Here is a 22,468-nt window from a genome sequence, read left to right as displayed (position 1 = left end):
GGGCGCGGCTCTCTTTTCTCACTTAAGAATTTCAGGTTCAGGGAGTTCTCTGTATGGCTACCGAAGCCGCTGGACAGGCGAGGCCTTTGTGGCGCCGGCTGGGATGGCCGCATTCCAGTTCGCCGCTCGCGCGTCTGGCTCCGACCTTCATCGCCCTGATCGTCGCGGTCGCCGCGATCTCGATCTACAATCCGCTGTTCCTGAGTGGCGCCAATATGGGGCGTCTGGCAACACTCTCCGCCATACCGGTGCTGCTTTCCGTGGGTGCGACATTCGTCATCCTGATGGGCAGCATCGACCTTTCGGTGCAGGGCGTGATCGCGCTTTCGGCGACCATCGCGGCGATGGTTCTGCGGTTCGACCCCGGACCTTTCGGTAGCGTGATGGCTGTTTTGGCGGCAGTCTTCGTCGGGTTCGCGACCGGAGCGGTTTCAGGTCTTCTCCATACGCTCCTGCGCATTCCTTCCTTCATGGTCACGCTCGGCATGTGGTTCGTCTCCGCGGGACTTGCGACGCTGCTCCTCGGCGGCGGAACCATTGCGGTTCGCAATGCCGATATCCGCACGCTGATCGTGACCCGTATTCTCGGCCTTCCGCTGTCCGTCTGGATCACGATCCTGATCATCGCGCTTGCCGCTCTGGTGCAGGCGCGCACCCGGTTCGGCCGGCATGTGATGGCGATCGGTGGCAATGAGGCGATTGCGGTGATGGCCGGGCTGCCCATCCTGCGCACCCGGGCAATGGTGTTCGCGATCGCCGGCGCGTTCTATGGCCTGGCGGCAGCCCTTGCGGTAGCCCAGCTCGGCCAGGGCAATGTCGATATCGGCGAGGGCCGTCTGTTCACCACGATCACGGCCGTCGTGCTCGGCGGTACCAGCCTCAGCGGCGGCGTCGGCGGGGTCTTGAACTCTGTCCTCGGCGTCTTGCTCGTCACGGTTCTAAGCAATGGCATGATCCTTCTCGGCGTGCCGCCCTATCTGCAGCAGGCCGTACTCGGCGCGCTGATCATCATCGCTGTCGCATCGTCGACCGCGCGCAAGCGGGAGGGAATCTGCAAATGACCATCCGCCTTGAAAACATTACCAAAACCTACGGTCCTGTCACCGCGATCGCCCGCGCCAGCATCGAGATCCGCCCCGGCGAGGTCATCGGTCTGGTCGGCGAGAATGGTGCCGGCAAATCGACGCTGATGCGCATTCTGTCCGGCGGCGCGCGGCCGACATCGGGCGATTACACGATTGACGGCAAGCCGGTACAGTTTTCCGGCCCGCTCGATGCCAATGCCGCGGGCATTGCCATGGTCTATCAGGAGCAGTCGCTGATCCTGACGCTGTCGGTGGCCGAAAACATCTATCTCGGCCAGGAATGGCGGTTCATGAAATATGGCCTGGTTGACCACGCCGCCATGCGCAAGGCAGCCCAGCGCAACCTTGAAAAGGTCGAGCTCGATATCAATCCGGCGATGATTGCAGGCGAGCTGAGTTTCGCCCAGCGCCAGATGGTGGAGCTTGCCAAGGCGCTGACCCTTGAGGAGCGCAATACGGAGCGGCTGGTGATTCTGCTCGATGAGCCGACATCCGTGCTGGAACAGGCCGAAATCGACGTGCTGTTCGCCCGCATCCGCGCGCTCAAAAGCCGGGCAAGCTTCATCTTCGTCTCGCACCGGCTGGATGAGGTTCTGGAGATATCGGACCGCATCTATGTCATGAAGGATGCCGAGGTGGTGGCCGAAATACCGGTGGGCGAAGCGCACGAGACCAAACTGCACGAGATCATGGTCGGCCGTGCCCTCGAGCACAATTTCTACCTTGAGGACAGGCAGTTCCCACCGCGCGAAACGGTTGCGCTCGAGCTGAAGAAGCTTGGCCGTGGCAAGGAATTCCAAGACATCGACCTTACGCTGCATGAGGGCGAGGTGCTGGGAATTGCCGGCGTCATCGGTTCAGGCCGTGAGGCGCTGGTGCGTTCCGTGTTCGGCATGGAACGCGCGGAGACCGGCGAGATATGGGTCCAGGGCAGAAAGGTCGATGTTACCGACCCGTCCGTGGCTGTGAAGCTCGGCATCGGTTTCGTGCCGTCCGAGCGCGCGACCGAAGGCATGGTACCCATGCTGCCGATCTCGGAAAATATCTCCCTTGCCAATCTCGACAGCGTGGTCGGCTCGCTCGGGCTGAACCGAGCGAAGGAAACCGGGCTTGCGAGGCGCTGGATCGAGCGGCTCAACATTCGCGCGCCGGGACCGGAAGCGCCGATCCGCTCGCTTTCCGGCGGCAACCAGCAGAAGGTCGTGATCGCGAAATGGCTGAATGCGCGATCGCGCATTCTCATCCTCGATCATCCGACGCGCGGCGTCGATGTCGGGGCCAAGCACGAGGTCTTCAGCCTCATCCGTGATCTGTGCGAGGAAGGCTTCGCGATCCTGCTTCTGGCGGACACGCTGGCCGAGACCATCGGCCTGTCGCATCGCGTTATGGTGATGCGCGACGGCCGGATGCAGGCGGAGATCGCGGCGCCTGCCGACGACAAACCCTCCCAGACACGCATTGTGGAGCATATGGTATGAGCATCCTGTCTCGACGGCAACTTCTTGCCGCAGCGCCGACGCTGTTCCTCATCATTATGACAGTGCTGATCATCATAACTTCGCCGGGCTTTTTCCGCGGCAGCACAATTCTGGTGATCCTGGCGGATTCGGTGGTTCTGTTTACTTTGGCGGCAGGGCTTTCCTTCGTCATCCTGTTGGGATCGATCGACCTCTCGGTGCCCGCCGTCGCCTCCCTTGGCGGTGTGATCGTGGCGTTGACGATCCCATCCCTGTCCTATGCCGCGTTCCCGGTTGCTATCCTTGCCGGGGCTGCGGCGGGGCTGATGTCGGGCGTCGTGCATGTGGTCCTGCGCGTGCCGTCCTTCATCGCGACGCTTGCCACTGGCGGCGTTGTGTCCGGCCTGGCGTTGTTCATTTCCTCGTCGCGCACGGTGACGATCGCGGGCGAATACCGCTACGTGCTGACGCCGGTTATCGGCACCACCTTCGGCATTCCGAACATCATCCTGATCGGCGCGGTGATTGGGCTGATCGGGGTCTATATTCAGCGTTACACCAAGTTCGGCCGGGCGATCCGGGCAATCGGCGCCAATGAAAGTGCTGTGCGCGCCTCCGGCATCCATGTCGGCCGCAGTAAGCTCATCGCATTCACCATCGCCGGCGCCTTCGCAGCCGCCGGCGGCGCATTGCTTGCAGCGCGAATGACCAGTGGCAATCCGTCGGGCGCCGAACAGCTTCTTCTGCCGGCAATCGCGGCCGTTCTGGTGGGCGGGACCGCGATCACGGGCGGCACTGGCGGCGTCGCGCACACGGTGATCGGCACGCTGATCGTCATCGTCATGCGCATCGGCATGACCTTTATGGGCGTTGACGCCTTCGCGCAGCAAATCTTGTTCGGCACGGTTCTTATCTGCGCGATCGCGCTGACCCTCAATCGTGGCCTTCTTCAGGTCGTCAAATAGCATTCAAGCATTCTGGAGTAAGAAATGAATCTCAATCTCAAGGGCAAGGTCGCCGTCATCACCGGCGCTTCGGCGGGCATCGGACTTGCCGTGGCAGAAGGGCTGGCCGCCGAGGGCGTACGCGTCCTGGTCAACGGCCGTCGGGCTGACAAGGTGCAGGAAGCTTGCGAGCGGATAGGCGAACTGGCAATTCCCGCCGTCGGCGATGTCGCGACGGAAGAAGGCGTTGCGGCCGTGGTTGCCGTCGCTGAAGAAGCCGGCGGCGCCGATATTCTGATCAACAATGCCGGAACCGGCTCCAACGAAACCATCATGGAAGCCCCCGACGAGAAGTGGCAGGCTTATTGGGATCTCCACGTCATGGCGGCGATCCGGCTTTCGCGCGGTCTGGTGCCGCAGATGGAGAAGAAGGGCGGCGGCATCGTGCTCAACACCGGATCGATCTGCGCCGTCCAGCCGCTCTGGTACGAGCCGATCTATAACGTGACCAAGGCCGCGCTGATGATGTTCTCGCGCACGCTCGCAACCGAGGTGGTCGGCAAGAATATCCGCGTCAACTGCGTCAATCCTGGCTTGGTGCAGACGCCCGACTGGGAAAAGACCGCGCGCGAACTGACGGCGGACAAGGGCGGTGACTGGCAGGCCTATCTTCAGGAGGTTGCCGACGAGCACGCTCCGATCAAGCGGTTCTGCTCGCCCGCGGAGCTTGCCGATTTCTACGTCTTCCTGTGCTCCGATCGCGCGAGCTACTCCGTCGGCTCGACCTATTATGTCGATGGCGGCATGAAGATGACGGTCTAGCGCGGCGCGCGCCAACCGCTTCTGGAAACCGCGACTGGAGGAAAACATGCGTGCACTTGTTCTTGAACGAAAGGGCGAACTTGCCCTTCGCGATATTGATCTGCCGAACGAGCCTGGCCCGGACGATGTCCGGATCGCGGTTCACACCGTGGGCGTCTGCGGCAGCGATGTTCACTATTATACCCATGGCCGCATAGGCGATTATATCGTGCGCGAACCGATGGTGCTGGGGCATGAGGGCTCGGGCACCGTGGTCGAAGTCGGCGCGAATGTGAAGAACCTCAAGGTCGGCGACCGGGTCTGCATGGAGCCGGGCATCCCGGATCTTTCCTCGCGCGCTTCCAAGCTCGGCATCTACAACGTCGACCCTTCGGTCCGATTTTGGGCGACGCCGCCCGATCACGGCATTCTGGCGCCCTACACGGTTCATCCCGCAGCCTTCACCTATCGACTTGCCGACAATGTAAACTTTGCCGAAGGCGCGCTCGTCGAGCCCTTTGCCATCGGCATGCAGGCGGCAGCCCGCGCGCGGATTAAGCCGGGCGACGTCGCCGTCGTCATCGGATCGGGAACGATCGGGATCATGGTCGCGCTTGCAGCTCTTGCCGGCGGCTGCGCCAAGGTCATCATCTCGGATATTTCCGACGCCAAGCTGGCGATCGCAGCCGGCTATCCCGGCATCGCGCCGGTCAACGTGGCCAACGAGGACCTCGCCGCTTTCGTCTCGGCCCAGACGGATGGTTGGGGCGCCGATGTCGTGTTCGAGGCGTCGGGCAATCCGCGCGTCTACGACGACATGATCAAGGCCGTCCGTCCCGGCGGGGCGCTGGTGCTCGTCGGCCTGCCGCCGGACCGCGTGCCTTTCAATGTGAACAACGCCATCGCCAAGGAAATCCGGGTCGAAACCGTGTTCCGCTATGCCAATGTGTTCGACCGGGCGCTTGAGCTGATTGCTTCCGGCAAGGTCGATCTGAAACCTCTCGTCTCGACAACCTATCCCTTCGAAGAGAGCATCGCCGCCTTCGAGCGCGCCGCCGAGGGGCGTCCAGCGGACATCAAGATCCAGATCATTGTCGATAAGGGCGCGACGGGTTAAGGGTGTTTCGCTGTCGGGCGCATCGGGCTGATGTCCGCGAGAATGCGCGGCATGAAATGCGTCGCGGGAGGGACCATTGCCGAAGACGATAACCAGGGTCGAGGACCTTCTCGATGCGCTTGCCGCCTTGCAAGGAGGCGCGCGCCGTCTCGTCGCGATCGCCGGGGCGCCGGGCAGCGGTAAATCCACACTGGCCGAAGACCTCGTTGAGCACCTCAATCGGCAGCTGCCGGGTTCGGCCGCTGTCATCCCGATGGACGGGTTCCACCTTGACGACGGATTGTTGAAAGCGCGGGAAACTCTGTCTCGCAAGGGCGCGCCCTATACCTTTGATGTCGGCGGTCTGGGGGTGATGCTTCGCCGCCTCAGCGCCAATGAAGAGGACGAGGTCATCGTTCCGCTGTTCGACCGCAACCTGGAGATTTCCCGGGCAGGGGCGCGCGCCGTTCCCAATTCGATTCCGCTGTTGGTGGTGGAGGGCAATTATCTGCTGCTTGACGCGCCCGGCTGGCGTGATCTCCGCGATATTTTTGACCTTACCATCAGTCTCGATGTTCCGTTTGACGTTCTGGAACGCCGGCTTTTGCAGCGCTGGACGGACATGGGCTTTACGCCGGAGGCCGCCCACGCCAAGGCGCATCAAAACGACCTCCCCAATGCGAAGACGGTCATCGAGAGCAGCCGTGCCGCGGATATCGTGTTTCAAACGTAGGTATTCGGGATATTCGCCGGATGCATCAAGCATGGGAGGTCTATCGGGTCCGCATTCCTGCGAAATGCGGACCCGATCTTTTCTCAACTGTGCTCTAGAATGTCCCGGTATGAAATCCGCCGTCGACGGGTAGCGTCACGCCGGTGACGAAGGCGGCGGCGTCGCTGCACAGGAACACGATCGGACCGACGAGATCCTCGGCTTCGCCCCAGCGCTTCAGCGCCGCGCGGTCGGCGATGACCTTTTCGGACGGCGGATTGCTCCAGAGCGCCCTGGTCATGTCTGTACGGTGGTAGCCGGGCGCAACCGCGTTGACGCGAATGCCGTCAGGGCCGAAGCGGTGCGCAAGCGCCCGCGCCAGTCCCATGATGCCGGTCTTGGAAGCGGTATAGGCCGGCACCTCGACATCGGCGAGATAGCTCAGCATGGAAGCGACGAGGATCACCGATCCCTTGCTCGCCTTGAGTTTCGGCAGCGCCGCCATTGTCAGGCCGAATGCGGAGGTCATGTTGACGTCGACCACCTCGTCAAACGTCTCAGCCTCCCATTCCGCTTCCGGCCGGGCGATGCCCTGGGCATTGATCAGGATATCGATCGTTTCCTGCGCGGCCATGAAGGCGGCAACCGCCGCCCGGTCCTTCACGTCGAGCTGCGCGAACGTGATGTCCGGGGCAGAGGCCTTCGCCGCCTTAAGGCGCGCGGATGAGGACCCGCACGCTGTCACCGAGGCGCCAAGGGCGGCGAAACCCTGCGCGATCGCAAGGCCGATGCCGCTGGTGCCGCCGGCGACGATGACATGTTTGCCGGCGAGAAATTCCGGAGCGAATGGTTGCAGGTGGGCGTCCATCTGTTTTGCCTTTCCGCGCGAAAACGCGCATTCATCAATTCATCAGAGCGTCGAGATCGTCATAGATGTGCTGAGCATTGTCATAGAGTCGATTGTAGATCGGCATCATCCGGTCGTAGAGGTCGCGTTCGGCAGGATCCGGCATGATCTCGCCGGTATAGCGGATCATTTTCGCCGCCGCCTCGCCAAGGCCGCCTTCATTCCCGCTTCCGGCGGCCATCAGCACAGCCGCGCCCATAACGCCGCATTCGAGTTCCTCGGGCACGAGATAGGGCACGTCGTACATGCTGGCCTTGATCTGCAGCCAGAGCGCGTTCTTCGCGCCGCCGCTGGCCGCGACGATACGGTCCGGCTTGCCGCCGAGGTCTTCGATCCGTTCCAGCTTCTGGCGCACGGAAAAGGCGACGCCCTCAAGCACCGCGCGGTGCAGCTCTGCCAGCCCGTGCTCGGCCTTGAGCCCGAAGAACTGGGCGCGGGAGTTGCGTTTTCTCGCAAACCGCTCGCCGCTGAGATAGGGCAGGAAGAACAGGCCGTTCGCGCCTGCCTCCGCCTTCTCGGCGTCTTCGGCGACGCTGGCATAGCTGCGTTCATTGTTGTGGAAGGCCCGTCTGGCCCAGCGCACGGCATCTCCGCCGGCATCGAGCAGGGTCATCGCGCCCCAGGTTCCGTCCGCGCTGATGACATTCGAGATTTCGGGATCGAGCAGCGGCTTGTCGATGGTCACGGTGATGATTGACGACGTACCGGTGACATCCGAGCCCATGCCCGGTCCGATAACGCCCGATCCCAGAAGCGCCATCGGGTAATCGCCGGCCCCCACGAGGACGGGAATGTCTGGGGAAAGGCCAAGCTCTGCCGCGACATCGGGCAGCAGCGGGCCGAGCACGTCCGAAGGCGTCAGCAATTCGGGCAGGAGCGCACGGGGAACGCCCGTCATCGCGCAGAGCTCGTCCGACCATTGCCGGGACCGCCAGTCCATCAGGAAGCTCAGCGAGGCCTCGGTGATATCCTGGGCGCGTCTGCCGGTGAGGCGGAAATTGATCCAGTCCTTCGGCATCAGCAACGTCGCGCTTCTGGCAAAGGCCTCGGGGTCGTTCTTAGCGATCCACGCTAGCTTGAAGGCGGGCCATGCGGGCGCGGGCAGGTTGGCGGCAAGCGCCAGCGCCTTCTCGTTACTGATCGTTTTCGCGAAGGCCTCGACGAGCGCGACGTTGCGCTTGTCGTTCCAAAGCAGCGCCGCCTCACGGGTCAGATTGCCGTCATCATCAATCAGTACCGAGCCGTGCATCTGTCCGCAGGCGCAGATGGCGGCAACGCGGTCGGCGGCGTTATCGACCTTCTCCAGCACCTCGCCGATCGTCGCGCAGGTGCCTTCCCACCAGTCAGCGGGGCGTTGTTCGGACCAGCCGAAGCGCGGCACGATCTGTTCGTGCTCCTTATGGCTGAAGGCGAGGATGCGACCGGTCCTGTCCACCAGCGCACTGCGAAGCCCGCCGGTGCCGACGTCGATTGCAAGATAGAGATCGCGCATTGATTCCTCATAGAGATCGCGCATTGATTCCTCCGAAGGTCGGCCCTGACGCGTGCCCGGCCGGCTCTTTTATATGCTTTGGAGCATGCGGCAGCTAGGCCGCAGTTTCAAGCCGAAAATGTAATTAAACTACATTTGTGCGACGAATATCGTAGAAAATTTACGAGAAATGGCGATGTTTTGCCCTTTTACCCCTTTCATCGGCAGCAAATTTGGTTCTATATGTAGCTTAACTACCTTGAGGAGTGACATGTATCAGACCCCGACGTCGCACGTCATCGACCCGCTGAGCGGCGTGATGACAGGTGCCACCGGCCGCTATGAAAAGAAGCTGTCGGAGCTTTCCGGAATCTATCTCGACACCGCCGCCTATGAGGCCGAATGCGCACGGCGCGGCGATGATGTCGTCTACACCGTTCACGAGGCGCGGCCTCGCCAGGATCATGGCGATCTTATCTTCGGTACGACCTTTATGGAACCGGGACGGATCGGCAATGAGTTCTTCGTCACGCGCGGCCATATTCACGCCGTCGCCAACCGACCGGAGACCTATTATGGCGAAAGCGGATCGGGGTTGATGCTGCTGGAATCGCCCGAGGGAGAAACGAAAATCCTGCCGCTCGATCCTTGCGTCCTCGTCTATGTGCCGCCTATGTGGATCCATCGCACCGTCAATATCGGCACCGAACCGCTGGTGCTGAGCTTCTGCTATCCCTGCGATTCCGGCCAGGACTACGGCATCATCGCCAAGTCCGGCGGCATGGAGACGCGTATCGTCGCCGATGGCGATGGCTGGAAGGCGATCCGCAACCCCAACTACCGGCCGAGAACCGAAGCAGAAGTGCGCCGCATCCTTGCGACCGCCGACCAGCAATGAGGCAGCCCCGGCAGGGAGACCCCTGCCGGTATTGCGCAAATCAGACTGCATTCCCTTCCGCTGAAGAAGTGGAAGGTACGAACGGGAGAAATCATGGATATTTTCGAAACCCTCTCGGGCTATGGCGTTGTGCCGGTGATTGCGATCGATGATGCCAAGGATGCATTGCCGCTCGCTGATGCCCTGATTGCCGGTGGGTTGCCGGTCGCCGAAATTACCTTTCGCACCGATGCCGCGCGTGCGGCGATCGCCGCCATCGCGAAGGCGCGGCCCGACATGTATCTCGGCGCGGGCACTGTTATCACGGAAGAGCAGGTGAATGCCGCCAGCGACGCCGGCGCCAAGTTTGCGCTCTCTCCCGGGATCGATGCCGACATCCTGGCCCACGCGAAACGCCGAGGTCTGCCCTTCGCCCCCGGCATCATGACGCCGAGCGAATTGCAACTGGCGCTGAAGGCCGGTTGCCGCATGGTCAAGTTCTTTCCGGCAACGCCCGCCGGCGGGCCGAACATGCTGAAGAACATCGCCGCGCCCTACAAACACACAGGCATCGGTTTCAATCCGACCGGCGGGGTGAGCCTTTCCAATCTCGGCGATTGGCTGGCGCTCGGCGAAGTGCGCGCCGTTGGCGGGACCTGGATTGCCACCAAGGCTGACATCGCCGCCGGCAACTGGAACACGATCACCGAAAACGCCCGGGCGGCAGTGGCCAGCGTCAAGGAACTGAGAAAAGCATGATCGAGCTCAAGCCAGCTACGCGGCCGACCTTTTACTTCATCGGCGTCACCACGGGGAAATCTTCGATCATGAAGGTTTTTCCGAAATGGGCGCGTCATCTCGGGATCGACGCCGACATTGCGGGTATCGACCTCGTCCCGCATGACAGCGTCGAGAATTATCGCGCCGTGGTCGATTTCATCAAGAATGATCCGCTTTCGCTCGGCGCGCTGGTCACGACCCACAAGCTCGACCTTTATGCCGCAGCCAGAGACATGTTTGACGAGATCGGGCCTCATGCCCGGCTGATGAGCGAGACAAGCTGCCTTTCCAAGCGCGACGGCAAGCTGATATGCGATGCCAAGGATCCGATCTCCTCCGGCCTCGCCCTCGATGGCTTCCTGCCGCCGGATCATTTCGCCAGAACCGGCGCTGCTGTGTTTTCGATGGGCGCTGGCGGTTCGACGATCGCGTTGACCTGGCACCTGATGCAGCGCGCACGCGGCGAAAACCGTCCCTCTCGGATCATCGTCTCCAACCGCTCGGCCGCGCGCCTCGACCATATCCGCGAGATTCACGAGGAAATCGATACCGGGGTTGTCTGCGAATATCACCTTGCGCCGGAGCCTGCGGCAAACGACGCGATCCTTGCAGCGCTTCCCGCCGGCAGTCTCGTCATCAACGCCACGGGACTTGGCAAGGATGCACCGGGCTCGCCGCTTTCCGATGCCGCGCAGTTTCCGCAAAACGGAATTGTCTGGGAACTCAATTATCGCGGCGACCTGATCTTTCTCGACCAGGCAAATGCGGAGCGGGATGGGAAGAAGCTGCAGATCGAGGATGGCTGGACCTATTTCATCCACGGCTGGACGCAGGTGATCGCCGAGGTTTTCGATATCGAGATACCGGTCTCCGGCCCCTCTTTCGAAGAAATTTCGCGCATTGCGGCGGAGGCGACAGGGCGGTCATGAGCGGACGCATTCTGATCACGCCCCGGTCGCTGTCGAAGGGCGATCATCCGGAGCTTACCCCGCTCACGCGGGCAGGCTTTGAACTCGTCTGCCCGACTCCGGGCAAGATGCCGGGAGAGGCTGATCTGATCGAAAACATTGCCGGCTGCGTTGGCTGGCTTGCTGGCGTCGAGGCGGTTTCGCCCGCCGTCATCGAAGCGGCGCGCGATCTTCGGGTCATCAGCCGCAACGGCACCGGGGTCGATAATTTGCCGATGCCGGAAATCGAGGCGAGGGGCATCGCCGTCCAGCGCGCCGCCGGCGCAAATGCCCGCGGCGTTGCAGAATTGGCGCTGGCCTTTGCGCTTGCCGGGCTCAGGGATCTCGTTCCCACGCATATGGGCGTGGCGGCGGGTCACTGGCCGCGCCGGATCGGACGCGAAATTCATGGGGCCGAAGTTGCCGTGGTCGGTCTTGGCGCGATCGGCGTCGCGTTTGCGGAGTTCTGCCTCGCGCTTGGCGCCAATGTGCGCGGTTACGATCCCTTTGCGCCGGACGATCGTCTCGTCCATCCGGCCTTTCGACGCTGCGATCTCAACGCGGCGCTTCTCGACGCCGAGATCGTCAGTCTGCATGTTCCCGCGCAGGCGGAGCCGATCATTGGCGCTGGCGAGATCGAACGGCTTGCGCCGGGCGTGGTCATCGTCAATACCGCGCGTGAGAAGCTGATAGCGCCCGATGCCATGATGGCCGCACTCGAAAGCGGGCAGGTTGCCGCCTATGCCACCGATGCCTTCGACCGCGAGCCGCCGGAGCTGACGCCGCTTCTGCGCCATCCCCGGGTGATGCTGACGAGCCATATCGGCGGCTTTACGGTGGAATCGGTCGCGCGCGCGACGCAGGGCGCGGTCGCCGGACTTCTGGAGGTTCTGGTTCATCATGAGGCTTGAAGCGGTTTCGGGATTTCCGCAGAGAGGATCGCCGGGGCTTTTCTGGCTCGGCCAGGCGGGGTTCTGGATCGAGACCGGCGCACACCGGGTCCTGATCGATCCCTATCTTTCGGATTCCCTGGCGATGAAATATGCCGGCGCCAAGAATGATCACAAGCGCATGGCTGCGCCGCCGATCCTTGTGGAGGACCTGCCGCGCCCGGATCTGGTGTTGGTTACCCACGCCCATACCGATCATATGGATCCCGGAACGCTCGCGCCGCTCGCCGCACGCTTTCCCGACCTTGCCTTCGTTGTTCCGGCGGCGCGCGCAAGCGTTGCCCGCGAGCGGATAGGCGAGGGGGCCAATCTCGTGCCGGTCGATGCCGGCGAGGTGTTCGAGCCGCTGCCAGGGTTGGAACTGACCGTCTTCCCCGCCGCGCACGAAGCCCTGGAGCGTGACGAAGCGGGGCGTCATGTCTTCCTTGGTTACGGCATCGCTTCCGGGCGGCTCAGGATTTACCATTCGGGCGACAGCATTCCGTTCGAGGGGCTCGACGCCGCCCTTGCCGCCTTCGCGCCTGATATTGCGCTGCTGCCGGTGAACGGCCGCGATGCCAGGCGCCTGGCTGCTGGCATTCCGGGCAACTTCCACCTGGACGAGGCGGTTGCGCTTGCCCGCCATACCCCCTACCTCGTGCCGCATCATTTTGGTATGTTCGCGTTCAACACGCTCGATCCGCAGAAAATCGACGCGGCCGCGCGGGTGACGCCTCGCCCCGCCATCGTGAAGCCCGCCCTTGGGAAGACGCTCCGGATCGTGCCCGGCCACGAAGGAGCACGCCATGGATCAGAGGGCATCCCACACGGATGACAACCTGCTGGAGTTGATCGTCCGCGCCAAACCCGGACTGCGGAAGTCAGACAGCAGGGTTGCCGATATCGTCCTCGATCGTCCTGCCGAGGCGGTGAACATGACGCTCGCCAACCTTGCCGAAGCGGCAGGCGTCAGCGAGCCGACCGTCATTCGCTTCTGCACGGCGATCGGGTGCAAGGGATATCGCGACATGCGCGCCTGGCTTGCCCGTTCGCTCGCCTTCGCCCGCACCACCTCGCATACGGCGATATCGTCGGAGGACGATCTGGCGACCATCATCACCAAGGTGTTCGACTACAATCTTTCCAATCTGAACTGGGCGCAGGGCCGGCTGAAAGCCGAGCATGTCGAAGCAGCGGTGAAGCTGCTCTCGGACGCCAGGAGAATCGAGTTCTTCGGCGTCGGTGCTTCCGGTATCGTCGCGCTGGACGCGCAGCAGAAATTTCCGCTGTTTGGCTGTCCCTGCGGCGCGCCGACTGATGCCCACCAGATGTTCATGACCGCCGACATGCTGGGTGCCGGCGATGTCGCGGTTGCTATTTCCAACACCGGTAACACCCGTGAGGTTCGCGAGGCGCTGATGGTTGCGCGCGCGCGGGGCGCAAGCACGATCGCGCTCACGGGGCACGAAACCTCCATGCTCGAGCATTGCGACGTCGTGCTCATGGTCGAAACGCTTGAAAATACAGACCTCTACACGCCCACAGTATCAAGGCTTTCCCACCTCGTCGTCATCGACATCCTGGCAACCGCGGTCAGCCTGCGGCGCGATGGCGCGCATCATGAGCGCCTGCGTCAGATGAAGGCCACCCTTGCGCGGCTTCGGAGCGGCAGAATCGATTGATTTGGTAGTTTTACTAGCCAATTTGCCCATAATTTCCTCGAATATGTAGCGCATCCGCTTGACGATGCCGAATTTATGTAATTTAACTACATATATGGGAGCGCCGTGAGGACGGGGCCCTTTATGTCAGGAGGAAATCAATGAAGACGTTCAATCTCGCTCTTTTGGCGACTGCGGCCATGGCTGCGCTTGCCGGTTCCGCACAGGCGCAGGACGACTGCCTGATCGGCATTTCGATGAAGACGCTCGGCGCGCCCTACTTTGCCGCCCAGGAGCAGTATGCTCGTGAATATGCCGAGGAAATCGGCTGCAAGACCGTGTCGGCCGATGCCGGCGATGACCTCAACAAGCAGGTTGCCGATGTCGAGGATATGGTCGCGCAGGGCGTTGATGCACTGATCATCAATGTGCGCGACAGCCAGGGCCTTGTACCTGCCGTTAACGCCGCCGCCGCCGCCGGCGTCAAAGTGATCGCGATCGACTCCACCATCGATCCGTCGGCCAATATCGTCACCCTGGTGCAGTCGTCCAATACCCAGAACGGCCAGCTCGTCGGCCAGTGGCTCGCCGACCAGACCAAGGGCGAGGACCTGAAGATCGCGTTACTTTCCGGCGATCAGGGCAATGAAGTCGGCCAGGAGCGTCGTCTCGGCGTGCTCGCCGGCCTGATTGAAGGCCAACTGCGCAATGGCGGCAAGGCGAGCTTCGAAATCGTCGGCCAGGGCTGGGGCAACTGGGGCAATGAGGGTGGCCTCACCGCCATGGAAGACATCCTGACGGCCAATCCGGACGTCAATGTCGTGCTCGGCGAAAACGATTCCATGCTGCTTGGCGCCCGCAATGCCCTGCGCGCCCAGGGGCTGGAAAACGATGTGCTGCTGGTTGCGGCCGCCGACGGCCAGCGCGAGGCGCTCGAACTGATCAAGGAAGGCGAATATGGCGCCACCGGCCTCAACAGCCCGCGCGTCGTCGCCACCACCGCCGTCGATATCGCCAAGCAGGCCATTGACGGTTCGCTGGATGAAAATACGCCGAAGGTGACCTATACCACGCCGGCCGCCATCACCCAGGACAATGTCGACCAGTATTACGACGAAAACTCGGTATTCTGAGTTCGCTCCGGAGGGCGGTCTCCGCCCTCCGGCCACGTGAAGGGGAAAGTGATGACGGATGTCGTTGCGCTCAACGGTATTCACAAACACTTCGGCGGACTGAAGGCGCTCGAGGGGGTGGACTTCACGCTCCGGACGGGCGAGATTCACGCGTTGCTGGGTGAAAACGGAGCGGGAAAATCCACGCTCATCCGCGTTCTGGGCGGTGAGCACATACCGACCCATGGCGAGATCGCGATTGATGGCGAGACGGTTCACTTCAGCCGTCCGCAGGATGCCATCGAAAAAGGCATCACCATCATCCACCAGGAGATGGCGCTTGCGGGCGACCTCACAGTCGCCGAGAACATTTTTCTGGGCGAGCTTCCGGGCTTCATCCGGTGGGGCGATATCAACAAACGGGCGGCGAAGCTGATCGCCGATCTCGGGTTTGATATCAGGCCGGATGCCCGGGCCGGGTCGCTCTCGGTTGCCCATCAGCAGATCGTCGAGATCGCCAAGGCGCTGTCGAAGAAGGCACGCGTCATGGTTTTCGATGAACCGACGGCCGTGCTTTCGGTGCAGGATGCACAGCGTCTGCTTGCCATTATCGGAGAACTGCGCGACCGCGGCGTTTCGATCATATACATTTCCCACCGGCTCGATGAGGTCATGCAGATTTCCGATCGGATGACCGTTCTGAAGGATGGCGCAAGCGTCGCGACCGTCGAGCGCGGCGATGTCGATACCGACGGGCTGATCCGCATGATGGTGGGCCGCCCGCTGTCCGATCTTTTCGGCGCCGATGTTGAGCGCCCGGTGGGCGAGGAGATCCTGCGCGTCGAAGGCCTCGGCCGGACTGGCGCTGTCTCCGACGCGAATTTCTCCGTTCACGCCGGCGAAATTGTCGGCATTGGCGGCCTTGTGGGCGCCGGCCGCACCGAACTGGTTCGGCTGATCTATGGCGCCGACCGGCACGATAGCGGCGCAATCTACATGAAGGGCAAGCGCCTCCGGCTCGGCCAGCCGAAGGACGCGGTTGCCGCCGGCATCGGGCTTGCGCCGGAAAGCCGCAAGGATCAGGGCGTGCTGCTCGACATGGCGATCCGGGTCAACGCCACGATGGCGCGGCTGTCGCCGCTCACCACGGCGCTTGGGATCATCCGCCGCAAGGCGGAGCGTGATACGGTGCTGGAACTCGCCCGCCGCATCCGCCTCAAATCCGACGGCCCGGATGCGCCGGTTTCCAGCCTGTCGGGCGGCAATCAGCAAAAGGTCGTGCTGGCCAAATGGTTTCACGCCGATGTGGAATTGCTGATCTTCGACGAGCCAACGCGCGGCGTCGATGTCGGCGCCAAATCCGAAATCTACGCGTTGATCAAGCAACTCGCCGCCGAAGGCCGGGCGGTGCTGGTGGTATCCTCGGAGCACCACGAACTGTTCGGACTTTGCGATCGCATCCTGGTGATGCGCGAAGGCGTGATGACCGGTGAATTGTTCCCGGACGACTTTTCAGAAGAAAACCTCCTCAAACTCGCGATGTCGGGCGCTGCTCAAGGTGTCGCGCCTGCCCAAACGACCGTGTGAGCCGATGATACAAGAAAAAACCTCTCCCATTGCCCGGTTCTCGGCGCTTCTCCACAGCATCGGCCCCGCGCTGATGCTGGTCGTGCTGCTGATCTTTGCGACATCGATGTCCGACGTCTTTCTCAGCCAGCGCAACCTTTTCAACGTGTTGCGCCAGGTCTCCGGCATCGGTCTGATCTCGGTCGGCATGCTGTTTGTGATCCTGACCCGCGGCATCGACCTTTCTGTCGGTTCGGTGGCGGCCTTGGGCAGCGTGACATCGGCCATCATCGTGCAGCAATACGGAACGGGCGCGGCAATCGGCATGGTGATCATCGTTGGCGCCGCCTGCGGCCTGTTATCCGGCCTGCTGGTCGCCCTCCTGCGCCTGCCGCCCTTCGTTACCACGCTTGCGGTCATGACGATCGCGCGCGGCGCGGCGCTGATCGCGTCGAACGGCCAGCCGATCCGCATGGGCTCGGCAGGCGACTTGATCACCGGCTTCGGCGTCGGCAGCCTTGCCGGCGTTCCCTATCCGGTAATCCTGATGGTGGCTGTGTTCGTGATCGCGGGGCTGGTGCTGACCTATACCCGCTTCGGCCGCATGGTCAAAGCGGTTGGCTCCAACGCGGAGGCCGTTCGTCTGTCGGGCATTTCGATCGCGCGCTATGAGGTTTCGGTCTACGTCATTTCCGGTATTCTGGCGGCGCTGGCGGGCGTCATCTCCTCCAGCCGCACCGGAATCGGCTCGGCCACCATTTCGGTCGGCGCGGAGCTTGATGCGATCGCCGCCGTGGTGATCGGCGGCGCAAGCCTGCTTGGCGGACGCGGCGGGGCAATCAACACCTTCATCGGTGTATGCATCCTCGGCGTGATCTCGAACCTCATGAACCTTGCCCATGTGCCCGGCTATCACCAGCAGGTCTTCATGGGCGTCATCATCATCATCGCCATGCTTCTGCAGTATGGCACAGCAGCCCTTCGCCGTTGAGAGTAACCGAAATGTATATGGATCGTTTTTCATTGAAGGGCCGCAGGGCCCTCGTCACTGGGGCCGCGCGCGGCATCGGTGCCGCTATCGCCGAGGCTCTGGCCGAGGCCGGCGCCCATGTGATCCTGACCGATCTTGGCTCCGCCGCGGAGCCGATGGCGAAAACGCTTTCGGAGAAGGGCTTTTCAGCCGAGGCAATGGCGCTTGATGTTGCCGATCCGCGCGCCGTGGATGCCGCGGCTCAGGCCGTGGCGGCATCCGGTGGTCTCGACATCCTGGTCAACAATGCCGGGATCGCGATTTCCAACGAGCCCGCAGAAACCATGTCGGACGAGACCTGGAACAAGGTCATCGACGTCAATCTCAACGGCCTGTTTTGGTGCTGCCGCGCCTTTGGGCGCGAGATGCTGGAGAACAAGAAGGGCTCGATCGTCAATGTTGGGTCGATGTCGGCCGTAATCGTCAATCGTCCGCAGGAACAGGCAAACTACAATGCCTCGAAGGCCGGCGTTCATCACCTGACGCGCTCGCTGGCGGCCGAATGGGGCGCGCGCGGCGTTCGTGTCAACGCGGTCGCCCCGACCTATATCGAGACCGAAATGAACGCCTATGTCTATGAGGACGAAGTGATGTATCGGCACTGGATCGGCGGCACGCCGATGGGCCGGATGGGCCGCCCCGACGAAGTGGCCTCCGTCGTTCTTTTTCTGGCGAGCGATGCCGCAAGCCTGATGACCGGTTCAATCGTATTGGCGGATGGTGGCTATGTCTGCTGGTAACGTGCTCAAAGGTATCCGCTTTCCCGGCCGCTATATCCAGGGACCGGGCGCGCTGGAACGTCTCGATCGAGAGATCGAGGGTTTTGCGCCGCATGCGTTGATCCTGCTGGATGCCGGCGTCTATGACCGGTTCGCTCCCGAACTGCGGTCGCATCTTGCCAAAGGGCGGGCCACGCTTGTCCGCTTCGCCGGCGAGTGCTCGCTGGATGCGATTGCCGAGGCAGGGGCGCAGGCGCGGGAGGTTTCGGCCGGCGTCATCGTCGGCATGGGCGGCGGCAAGGCGCTTGATACCGCCAAGTCGGTCGCCGACGATCTGTCGTTGCCGGTGATGATCGTGCCCACGATCGCCGCCTCGGATGCGCCCTGTTCCGCACTTTCGGTGGTCTACAATCCCGATGGCTCGGTTTCTCATGACCGCTTCCTGCCGCGCAATCCCGATCTGGTTCTGGTGGATACCGCGATCATCGCCAAGGCGCCGCCGCGCTTTCTTGCGGCAGGTATCGCTGATGCGCTGGCGACCTGGTACGAGGCCGCTTCCTGCGAAAGGAGCGGCGCCAACAATTGCCTCGGTCTGCCTGGGATTTCGCTTGCCTACACCATCGCCGCGACCTGCCGCGAGACGATCATGACCTGTGGGGTGGAGGCGCTGGCGGATTGCGCGCGCGGCGAGGTCAGCCCGGCGCTTGAGAGCATTGTCGAGGCCAATATCCTATTGTCCGGGCTGGGCTTCGAATCCGGCGGCGTGGCCACCGCCCATGCTGTCCATCATGGCCTGAGCCAGCTCGATGAGGTCCACCACTACCTGCATGGCGAGAAGGTTGCGATCGGCATTTTGACGGGACTTCTAATGCAAGGAGACATGGATGAGTATGACCGCGTGCGGACATTCATGCTGCGGGCAGGTCTGCCGACGCACCTTGCCGAGATCGGCATCGCGGACGTGACGCCCGAAAAGTTGTCTATCATTGCCGAGCGCGCCTGCCGACCGGGAGAGATCATCTATAACGAACCGGGGCCGGTGACGCGAGAGATGGTCATCCGTGCGCTGGAGCAGCTTGTTTAAATCACGGACAGTGTCGTGCAATGCCCCATTCTCTCGACTCTCGCACAGCCGAGCTCAGTGTCCCTCGCCTTCAAACGATACTGATTGACGGTTGACCGCTACTCCCGGATACCGTCGCGGAGGGATTCTACACTAAGTCTTTGTTTCGCTGACATACTGACGACCAATATTTTGACCGGTCGGTTGTTCGTACCCGTTCAAGACCGCACATTCTTTCCAGTTAATATACGCCGCCTGACTGATCTCCAACCCTGCAGCAGATCTCGGCCACGGCACGCCGTGATCGCCCTGCTTCAGAATAAACGCTTTCTTGTCGTCCGAGAATCTTCGTTGTCTTAACCTCTTCCTCTCGTGCTTCCAAACGGGAAATCACAGCGGAAAAGCCCAATACCAAACGATCCAGTCTTCAAGCGCACAACAAAAGAAATCCACTTGGCGCTAGTCAAACCAACTGACGGTTGGCCAGCGCGGTGAAAGCGCCATCCTGCGCGAGCAGTTCGTCATAGCTCCCGCTCTCGACGATCCGGCCGTTTTCGAGAACATAAATGCGGTCGGCATGGCGGATTGTTGAAAGCCGATGCGCTATGATGATGCGCGTCGCCTTCATGCGTTCCAGCGCGGCGCTGACCTCGGCCTGGGTGACATTGTCGAGCGCGCTGGTCGCCTCGTCGAACAGAACGATGCGCGGCTTGCGCACCAGGGCGCGCGCGATCAGCAGCCTTTGCTTCTGCCCGCCCGAAAAGGTTGCCGCCCCTTCGCCGACCGGCGTCTGCAGGCCCATCGGCATCGCCCTGATATCCCGCTCGAGGCCGGAATCCCTGACGGCCTGCCAGATATCGGCCTCGGTGTAGATGCCGTTGGCGGTGATGTTGTCGCGAATGCTGCCGGTCAGGAGCTTGCCATCCTGAAGGACCACGCCAATCTGCCGGCGCAGCGCGGCGGGATCGAGCTTTTCGAGATCATGGCCGTCATAGGCAACGCCGCCCTTCTGGGGCGTCGCGAAGCCCAGCAGCAAGCGCAGCAGCGTCGACTTGCCGCTGCCCGACGGCCCCACGACCGCCACGAACTCGCCGGGCCGGATATCCATGCTCACATCGTCGAGGATCGGCCGGCCGGCCGCCTCATAGGCGAAGCTGGCATGGGCGATGACGATCCGGCCGCTCAACTCGCCGGGGTCGATTTTAGCGCCGGAAACCTCCGGCTCGCCCGCCAGAATGGGCTCGGTGCGTTCATAGAGCGGCTTCAGCGACATCAGCGTGACGAACGCGCCGGCAAAGCCGGAGAGCCCGCCGTAAAACTGCCCGAAGGCCGTGTTGAACGCGATGAAGGTACCGGTCGATACGTCCTCGACATAGAAGGCGAACACCGCCAGCGCGACGATATGGAAGACGATGAGGACCCCGCTCGTCAACAGCCCCTCGCTGTAGGACAGCACGTTGGAGCGCAGCCGGAAATGCATGTCGCGGGCAAAGCGCTCGGTCCAGTCGGCAAACGCAAGCCGTTCCGCACCGTTCACCTTCAGCGTGGCAATGCCGGACACGAACTGGAAGGTTCTGGCGGACAGTTTTCCGCGCAGTTCGTATTGTTCGCGCTGGTATAGCAGTTGCAGATAGGCAAAAGCCGAACTGATCAGAATGACGAACACCACGAAGCCCACGGCAATGCCGGCTAGCATGGGCTGATAATAGACCATCATAGCCAGGCTCACGGTGGAGAACAAGCCGCTGAACAGCACCGAAAGGGTCGAGCCGCTGAGCGCCCGGCTGAGGGCGTTGATCCCGGATGCCCGGTTCGCCAGATCACCGACCTCGTATTGCTGGAAGAAGGAGGCCGGCAGGCGCAGCAGCCGGTCCCAGACCGCGCTCTGCACCACCGCGTCGATCCGGCCGCGCATCCGCAATTGCGTCAACGCCCGCGCCGTACCGAAGCCGAGCGTGGCAAACGCCGCCGCCACCAGAACGATGGTGACCTGGCGCAACTGGTCGTATTCGGCCTTCGGGATGATCGTATCGAAGATATGGCCGGACACCAGCGGCGTGAGCAGCGCCAGCAGCGCCGCGCAGGCCGACGCGATCAGGATGGTGGCGAAGGCACGGACATTGTTGCGGAACACGAAGCCGAGCAGCATGCGCGACGTCACCTTGCCGTCCGGCAGCGGCCGATAGAAGATATAGGCTTCCGGCGCGAGCGTTTCGGCAAACTGCCTGCCGACCTTGCGCTCGCGGCCCTCGGGATCGATATGGCGATAACCGAAGCGGCCGGGGATGAGGCAGGCGGGTTCGCCGCTTTCGGTGAATGCCAGGAACGCGCCGTGATCGCCGCGCCACCATTCCTCTGGCAGCCGCGCGCGCCTGGAGCGCACATGGTTGGCCCGGGCGATCGCCGCGATCGCCTCGCCGCGCTCCCCTTTAACAAGAGACCGTTGGGCCTTCAGCCGGATACCATCCGCCGCCGCCACGCGGGCCGCGCAGCGCGCCAGCGCATCGGGCTCCAGCGTGCCCGCTGGCTGTTTCGCCCGGTGATCGAGAAGCGCCGCCACCTCGCCGGAGGCGGCCTTCAGGCGCAGCTCCGCCGCCTGGTCGCGGCGCGAGACGTCGTCCCGGCCGTCGAGGCGATTTGTGGCCAGCGTCGTTGCGATGCCTGCGAGCGCGACGCGCAACGCTTCCGCGCGCCCGCGTTGCAGCCATCCCGCCTCGGCAAGGGCTGCGCTATCATGGACCCGCGCCGTGACCGGGGCCTGCGCCTGGACCCAGAAATCCGCCGTCAACGGCGCCAGACCCGGCCCGAGCTCGCGCCCGTCGCCTGACTTGAGAACGCCATCCGTCTCAAGCCAGAGCAATGCGCCGGCGGCGCAGACCGCCGCTCCTTCCGGTATCGAGACATGCTGCCCGGCGCGCAACGGCGCGATGCCGCGCGGCGGCAGCGCGGATGGGCACGCTGCCAGCAGGCGGCCGATCCAGGCGTCGATGCCCGCGCCGGACGGCCCTTCTTCGGTGGCGGCGAGGCGGCAACCGGGTGCCGGGACAACGATGATATCGGGCGCGCCGCCGTCCCAGACGACATCGGCCAGCCCGGTGAATGCGTCGCCGCCTGCAAGGCGCATGAGATGATGCAGCGGCCCGTAGATCTGCGTATCGGGGTCGACCGCGAATACGTCGGCAGCGCCCTCTTCGACAACGAAGACGCCATCAACCTCATTGAGCGGGATGGCACGTGGCATCCGGGCGGCGTCGCGGGCCTTGCGAAGCGCCGGTGGCAGGTCTGTTTGCGGGCTGTCGGTCATCCGGTCT

Annotated in this window: 20 protein-coding genes; 17 read left to right on the top strand and 3 right to left on the bottom strand. The window is 62.8% G+C overall.

Translation table 11 applies throughout. The annotated features are described in order from the left end of the window. Positions 1-53 precede the first annotated feature (53 nt). The 6 genes from K7H91_RS21945 (at position 54) to K7H91_RS21920 (ending at position 6,116) form a co-directional block, all read left to right on the top strand. The gene (locus K7H91_RS21945) at positions 54-1,061 is read left to right on the top strand and encodes an ABC transporter permease (protein ID WP_230722338.1); all 1,008 of its coding nucleotides are present in this window, start codon (positions 54-56) and stop codon (positions 1,059-1,061) included. After that, entirely contained in the window at positions 1,058-2,563 is a 1,506-nt protein-coding gene (locus K7H91_RS21940; RefSeq protein WP_230722337.1) for a sugar ABC transporter ATP-binding protein, read from the top strand. Before K7H91_RS21945 ends, K7H91_RS21940 begins: the two co-directional genes overlap by 4 nt. Then, on the top strand, positions 2,560-3,507 hold the full coding sequence (locus tag K7H91_RS21935) for an ABC transporter permease (protein WP_230722336.1): 948 nt from the start codon (positions 2,560-2,562) through the stop codon (positions 3,505-3,507). The genes K7H91_RS21940 and K7H91_RS21935 overlap by 4 nt, the downstream gene beginning before the upstream one ends. Positions 3,508-3,531: 24 nt before the next feature. Continuing rightward, positions 3,532-4,308 (top strand): SDR family NAD(P)-dependent oxidoreductase, encoded by a 777-nt coding sequence (locus K7H91_RS21930; protein ID WP_230722335.1) that lies wholly within the window; start codon positions 3,532-3,534, stop codon positions 4,306-4,308. A gap of 46 nt (positions 4,309-4,354) precedes the next feature. Further along, the gene (locus tag K7H91_RS21925) at positions 4,355-5,404 is read left to right on the top strand and encodes an NAD(P)-dependent alcohol dehydrogenase (protein WP_230722334.1); all 1,050 of its coding nucleotides are present in this window, start codon (positions 4,355-4,357) and stop codon (positions 5,402-5,404) included. A 76-nt stretch (positions 5,405-5,480) separates the two neighbouring features. Continuing rightward, on the top strand, positions 5,481-6,116 hold the full coding sequence (locus K7H91_RS21920; RefSeq protein ID WP_230722333.1) for a nucleoside triphosphate hydrolase: 636 nt from the start codon (positions 5,481-5,483) through the stop codon (positions 6,114-6,116). Positions 6,117-6,210: 94 nt separating this feature from the next. Here the strand turns inward: K7H91_RS21920 and K7H91_RS21915 are convergent, their stop codons facing one another. Next, positions 6,211-6,963: an SDR family NAD(P)-dependent oxidoreductase gene (locus K7H91_RS21915; protein ID WP_230722332.1), complete on the bottom strand. Its 753-nt coding sequence runs from the start codon at positions 6,961-6,963 to the stop codon at positions 6,211-6,213. A 34-nt stretch (positions 6,964-6,997) separates the two neighbouring features. Then, a complete protein-coding gene (locus tag K7H91_RS21910; RefSeq protein ID WP_230722331.1) occupies positions 6,998-8,518 on the bottom strand; it encodes a xylulokinase in 1,521 nt (506 codons plus the stop codon). Between the two features lie 226 nt (positions 8,519-8,744). Between K7H91_RS21910 and K7H91_RS21905 the strand changes: the two genes are divergently transcribed. From K7H91_RS21905 to K7H91_RS21855, 11 genes are all read left to right on the top strand, one after another. Beyond that, complete coding sequence (locus K7H91_RS21905) at positions 8,745-9,371, top strand: glucose-6-phosphate isomerase (protein ID WP_230722330.1); 627 nt, start codon at positions 8,745-8,747, stop codon at positions 9,369-9,371. Positions 9,372-9,464: 93 nt separating this feature from the next. Continuing rightward, positions 9,465-10,109: a bifunctional 4-hydroxy-2-oxoglutarate aldolase/2-dehydro-3-deoxy-phosphogluconate aldolase gene (locus K7H91_RS21900; RefSeq protein ID WP_230722329.1), complete on the top strand. Its 645-nt coding sequence runs from the start codon at positions 9,465-9,467 to the stop codon at positions 10,107-10,109. Beyond that, positions 10,106-11,059, top strand: coding sequence for a shikimate dehydrogenase family protein (locus K7H91_RS21895; protein ID WP_230722328.1), 954 nt, complete (start codon positions 10,106-10,108; stop codon positions 11,057-11,059). Before K7H91_RS21900 ends, K7H91_RS21895 begins: the two co-directional genes overlap by 4 nt. Continuing rightward, positions 11,056-11,988, top strand: a complete 933-nt coding sequence (locus tag K7H91_RS21890) for an NAD(P)-dependent oxidoreductase (protein ID WP_230722327.1) — start codon at positions 11,056-11,058, stop codon at positions 11,986-11,988. Before K7H91_RS21895 ends, K7H91_RS21890 begins: the two co-directional genes overlap by 4 nt. Then, on the top strand, positions 11,978-12,841 hold the full coding sequence (locus K7H91_RS21885; protein WP_230722326.1) for an MBL fold metallo-hydrolase: 864 nt from the start codon (positions 11,978-11,980) through the stop codon (positions 12,839-12,841). The genes K7H91_RS21890 and K7H91_RS21885 overlap by 11 nt, the downstream gene beginning before the upstream one ends. Further along, entirely contained in the window at positions 12,813-13,688 is an 876-nt protein-coding gene (locus tag K7H91_RS21880) for a MurR/RpiR family transcriptional regulator (RefSeq protein ID WP_230722325.1), read from the top strand. Before K7H91_RS21885 ends, K7H91_RS21880 begins: the two co-directional genes overlap by 29 nt. Before the next feature lie 140 nt (positions 13,689-13,828). After that, complete coding sequence (locus K7H91_RS21875; RefSeq protein WP_230722324.1) at positions 13,829-14,800, top strand: substrate-binding domain-containing protein; 972 nt, start codon at positions 13,829-13,831, stop codon at positions 14,798-14,800. Positions 14,801-14,851: 51 nt separating this feature from the next. Next, on the top strand, positions 14,852-16,366 hold the full coding sequence (locus tag K7H91_RS21870) for a sugar ABC transporter ATP-binding protein (RefSeq protein ID WP_230722323.1): 1,515 nt from the start codon (positions 14,852-14,854) through the stop codon (positions 16,364-16,366). Positions 16,367-16,373: 7 nt separating this feature from the next. Beyond that, complete coding sequence (locus K7H91_RS21865) at positions 16,374-17,336, top strand: ABC transporter permease (RefSeq protein ID WP_419197511.1); 963 nt, start codon at positions 16,374-16,376, stop codon at positions 17,334-17,336. A gap of 11 nt (positions 17,337-17,347) precedes the next feature. Further along, on the top strand, positions 17,348-18,115 hold the full coding sequence (locus K7H91_RS21860; RefSeq protein ID WP_230722321.1) for an SDR family NAD(P)-dependent oxidoreductase: 768 nt from the start codon (positions 17,348-17,350) through the stop codon (positions 18,113-18,115). Further along, complete coding sequence (locus tag K7H91_RS21855) at positions 18,102-19,178, top strand: glycerol dehydrogenase (protein ID WP_230722320.1); 1,077 nt, start codon at positions 18,102-18,104, stop codon at positions 19,176-19,178. Before K7H91_RS21860 ends, K7H91_RS21855 begins: the two co-directional genes overlap by 14 nt. Before the next feature lie 442 nt (positions 19,179-19,620). Here the strand turns inward: K7H91_RS21855 and K7H91_RS21850 are convergent, their stop codons facing one another. Beyond that, on the bottom strand, positions 19,621-22,461 hold the full coding sequence (locus K7H91_RS21850; RefSeq protein ID WP_230722319.1) for an NHLP bacteriocin export ABC transporter permease/ATPase subunit: 2,841 nt from the start codon (positions 22,459-22,461) through the stop codon (positions 19,621-19,623). Positions 22,462-22,468: the final 7 nt, after the last annotated feature.

It is taken from the genome of Martelella mediterranea (genome assembly GCF_021021415.1).
Lineage (GTDB): Bacteria > Pseudomonadota > Alphaproteobacteria > Rhizobiales > Rhizobiaceae > Martelella > Martelella mediterranea_C.
This window is presented reverse-complemented; position numbering and strand designations above follow the sequence as displayed.

Coding starts and splice junctions, on each gene's coding strand:
- K7H91_RS21945 (WP_230722338.1), top strand. CDS start 54: ATGGCTACCGAAGCCGCTGGACAGGCGAGGCCTTTGTGGCGCCGGCTG.
- K7H91_RS21940 (WP_230722337.1), top strand. CDS start 1,058: ATGACCATCCGCCTTGAAAACATTACCAAAACCTACGGTCCTGTCACC.
- K7H91_RS21935 (WP_230722336.1), top strand. CDS start 2,560: ATGAGCATCCTGTCTCGACGGCAACTTCTTGCCGCAGCGCCGACGCTG.
- K7H91_RS21930 (WP_230722335.1), top strand. CDS start 3,532: ATGAATCTCAATCTCAAGGGCAAGGTCGCCGTCATCACCGGCGCTTCG.
- K7H91_RS21925 (WP_230722334.1), top strand. CDS start 4,355: ATGCGTGCACTTGTTCTTGAACGAAAGGGCGAACTTGCCCTTCGCGAT.
- K7H91_RS21915 (WP_230722332.1), bottom strand. CDS start 6,963: ATGGACGCCCACCTGCAACCATTCGCTCCGGAATTTCTCGCCGGCAAA.
- K7H91_RS21910 (WP_230722331.1), bottom strand. CDS start 8,518: ATGCGCGATCTCTATGAGGAATCAATGCGCGATCTCTATCTTGCAATC.
- K7H91_RS21905 (WP_230722330.1), top strand. CDS start 8,745: ATGTATCAGACCCCGACGTCGCACGTCATCGACCCGCTGAGCGGCGTG.
- K7H91_RS21900 (WP_230722329.1), top strand. CDS start 9,465: ATGGATATTTTCGAAACCCTCTCGGGCTATGGCGTTGTGCCGGTGATT.
- K7H91_RS21895 (WP_230722328.1), top strand. CDS start 10,106: ATGATCGAGCTCAAGCCAGCTACGCGGCCGACCTTTTACTTCATCGGC.
- K7H91_RS21890 (WP_230722327.1), top strand. CDS start 11,056: ATGAGCGGACGCATTCTGATCACGCCCCGGTCGCTGTCGAAGGGCGAT.
- K7H91_RS21885 (WP_230722326.1), top strand. CDS start 11,978: ATGAGGCTTGAAGCGGTTTCGGGATTTCCGCAGAGAGGATCGCCGGGG.
- K7H91_RS21880 (WP_230722325.1), top strand. CDS start 12,813: ATGGATCAGAGGGCATCCCACACGGATGACAACCTGCTGGAGTTGATC.
- K7H91_RS21875 (WP_230722324.1), top strand. CDS start 13,829: ATGAAGACGTTCAATCTCGCTCTTTTGGCGACTGCGGCCATGGCTGCG.
- K7H91_RS21870 (WP_230722323.1), top strand. CDS start 14,852: ATGACGGATGTCGTTGCGCTCAACGGTATTCACAAACACTTCGGCGGA.
- K7H91_RS21860 (WP_230722321.1), top strand. CDS start 17,348: ATGTATATGGATCGTTTTTCATTGAAGGGCCGCAGGGCCCTCGTCACT.
- K7H91_RS21855 (WP_230722320.1), top strand. CDS start 18,102: ATGTCTGCTGGTAACGTGCTCAAAGGTATCCGCTTTCCCGGCCGCTAT.
- K7H91_RS21850 (WP_230722319.1), bottom strand. CDS start 22,461: ATGACCGACAGCCCGCAAACAGACCTGCCACCGGCGCTTCGCAAGGCC.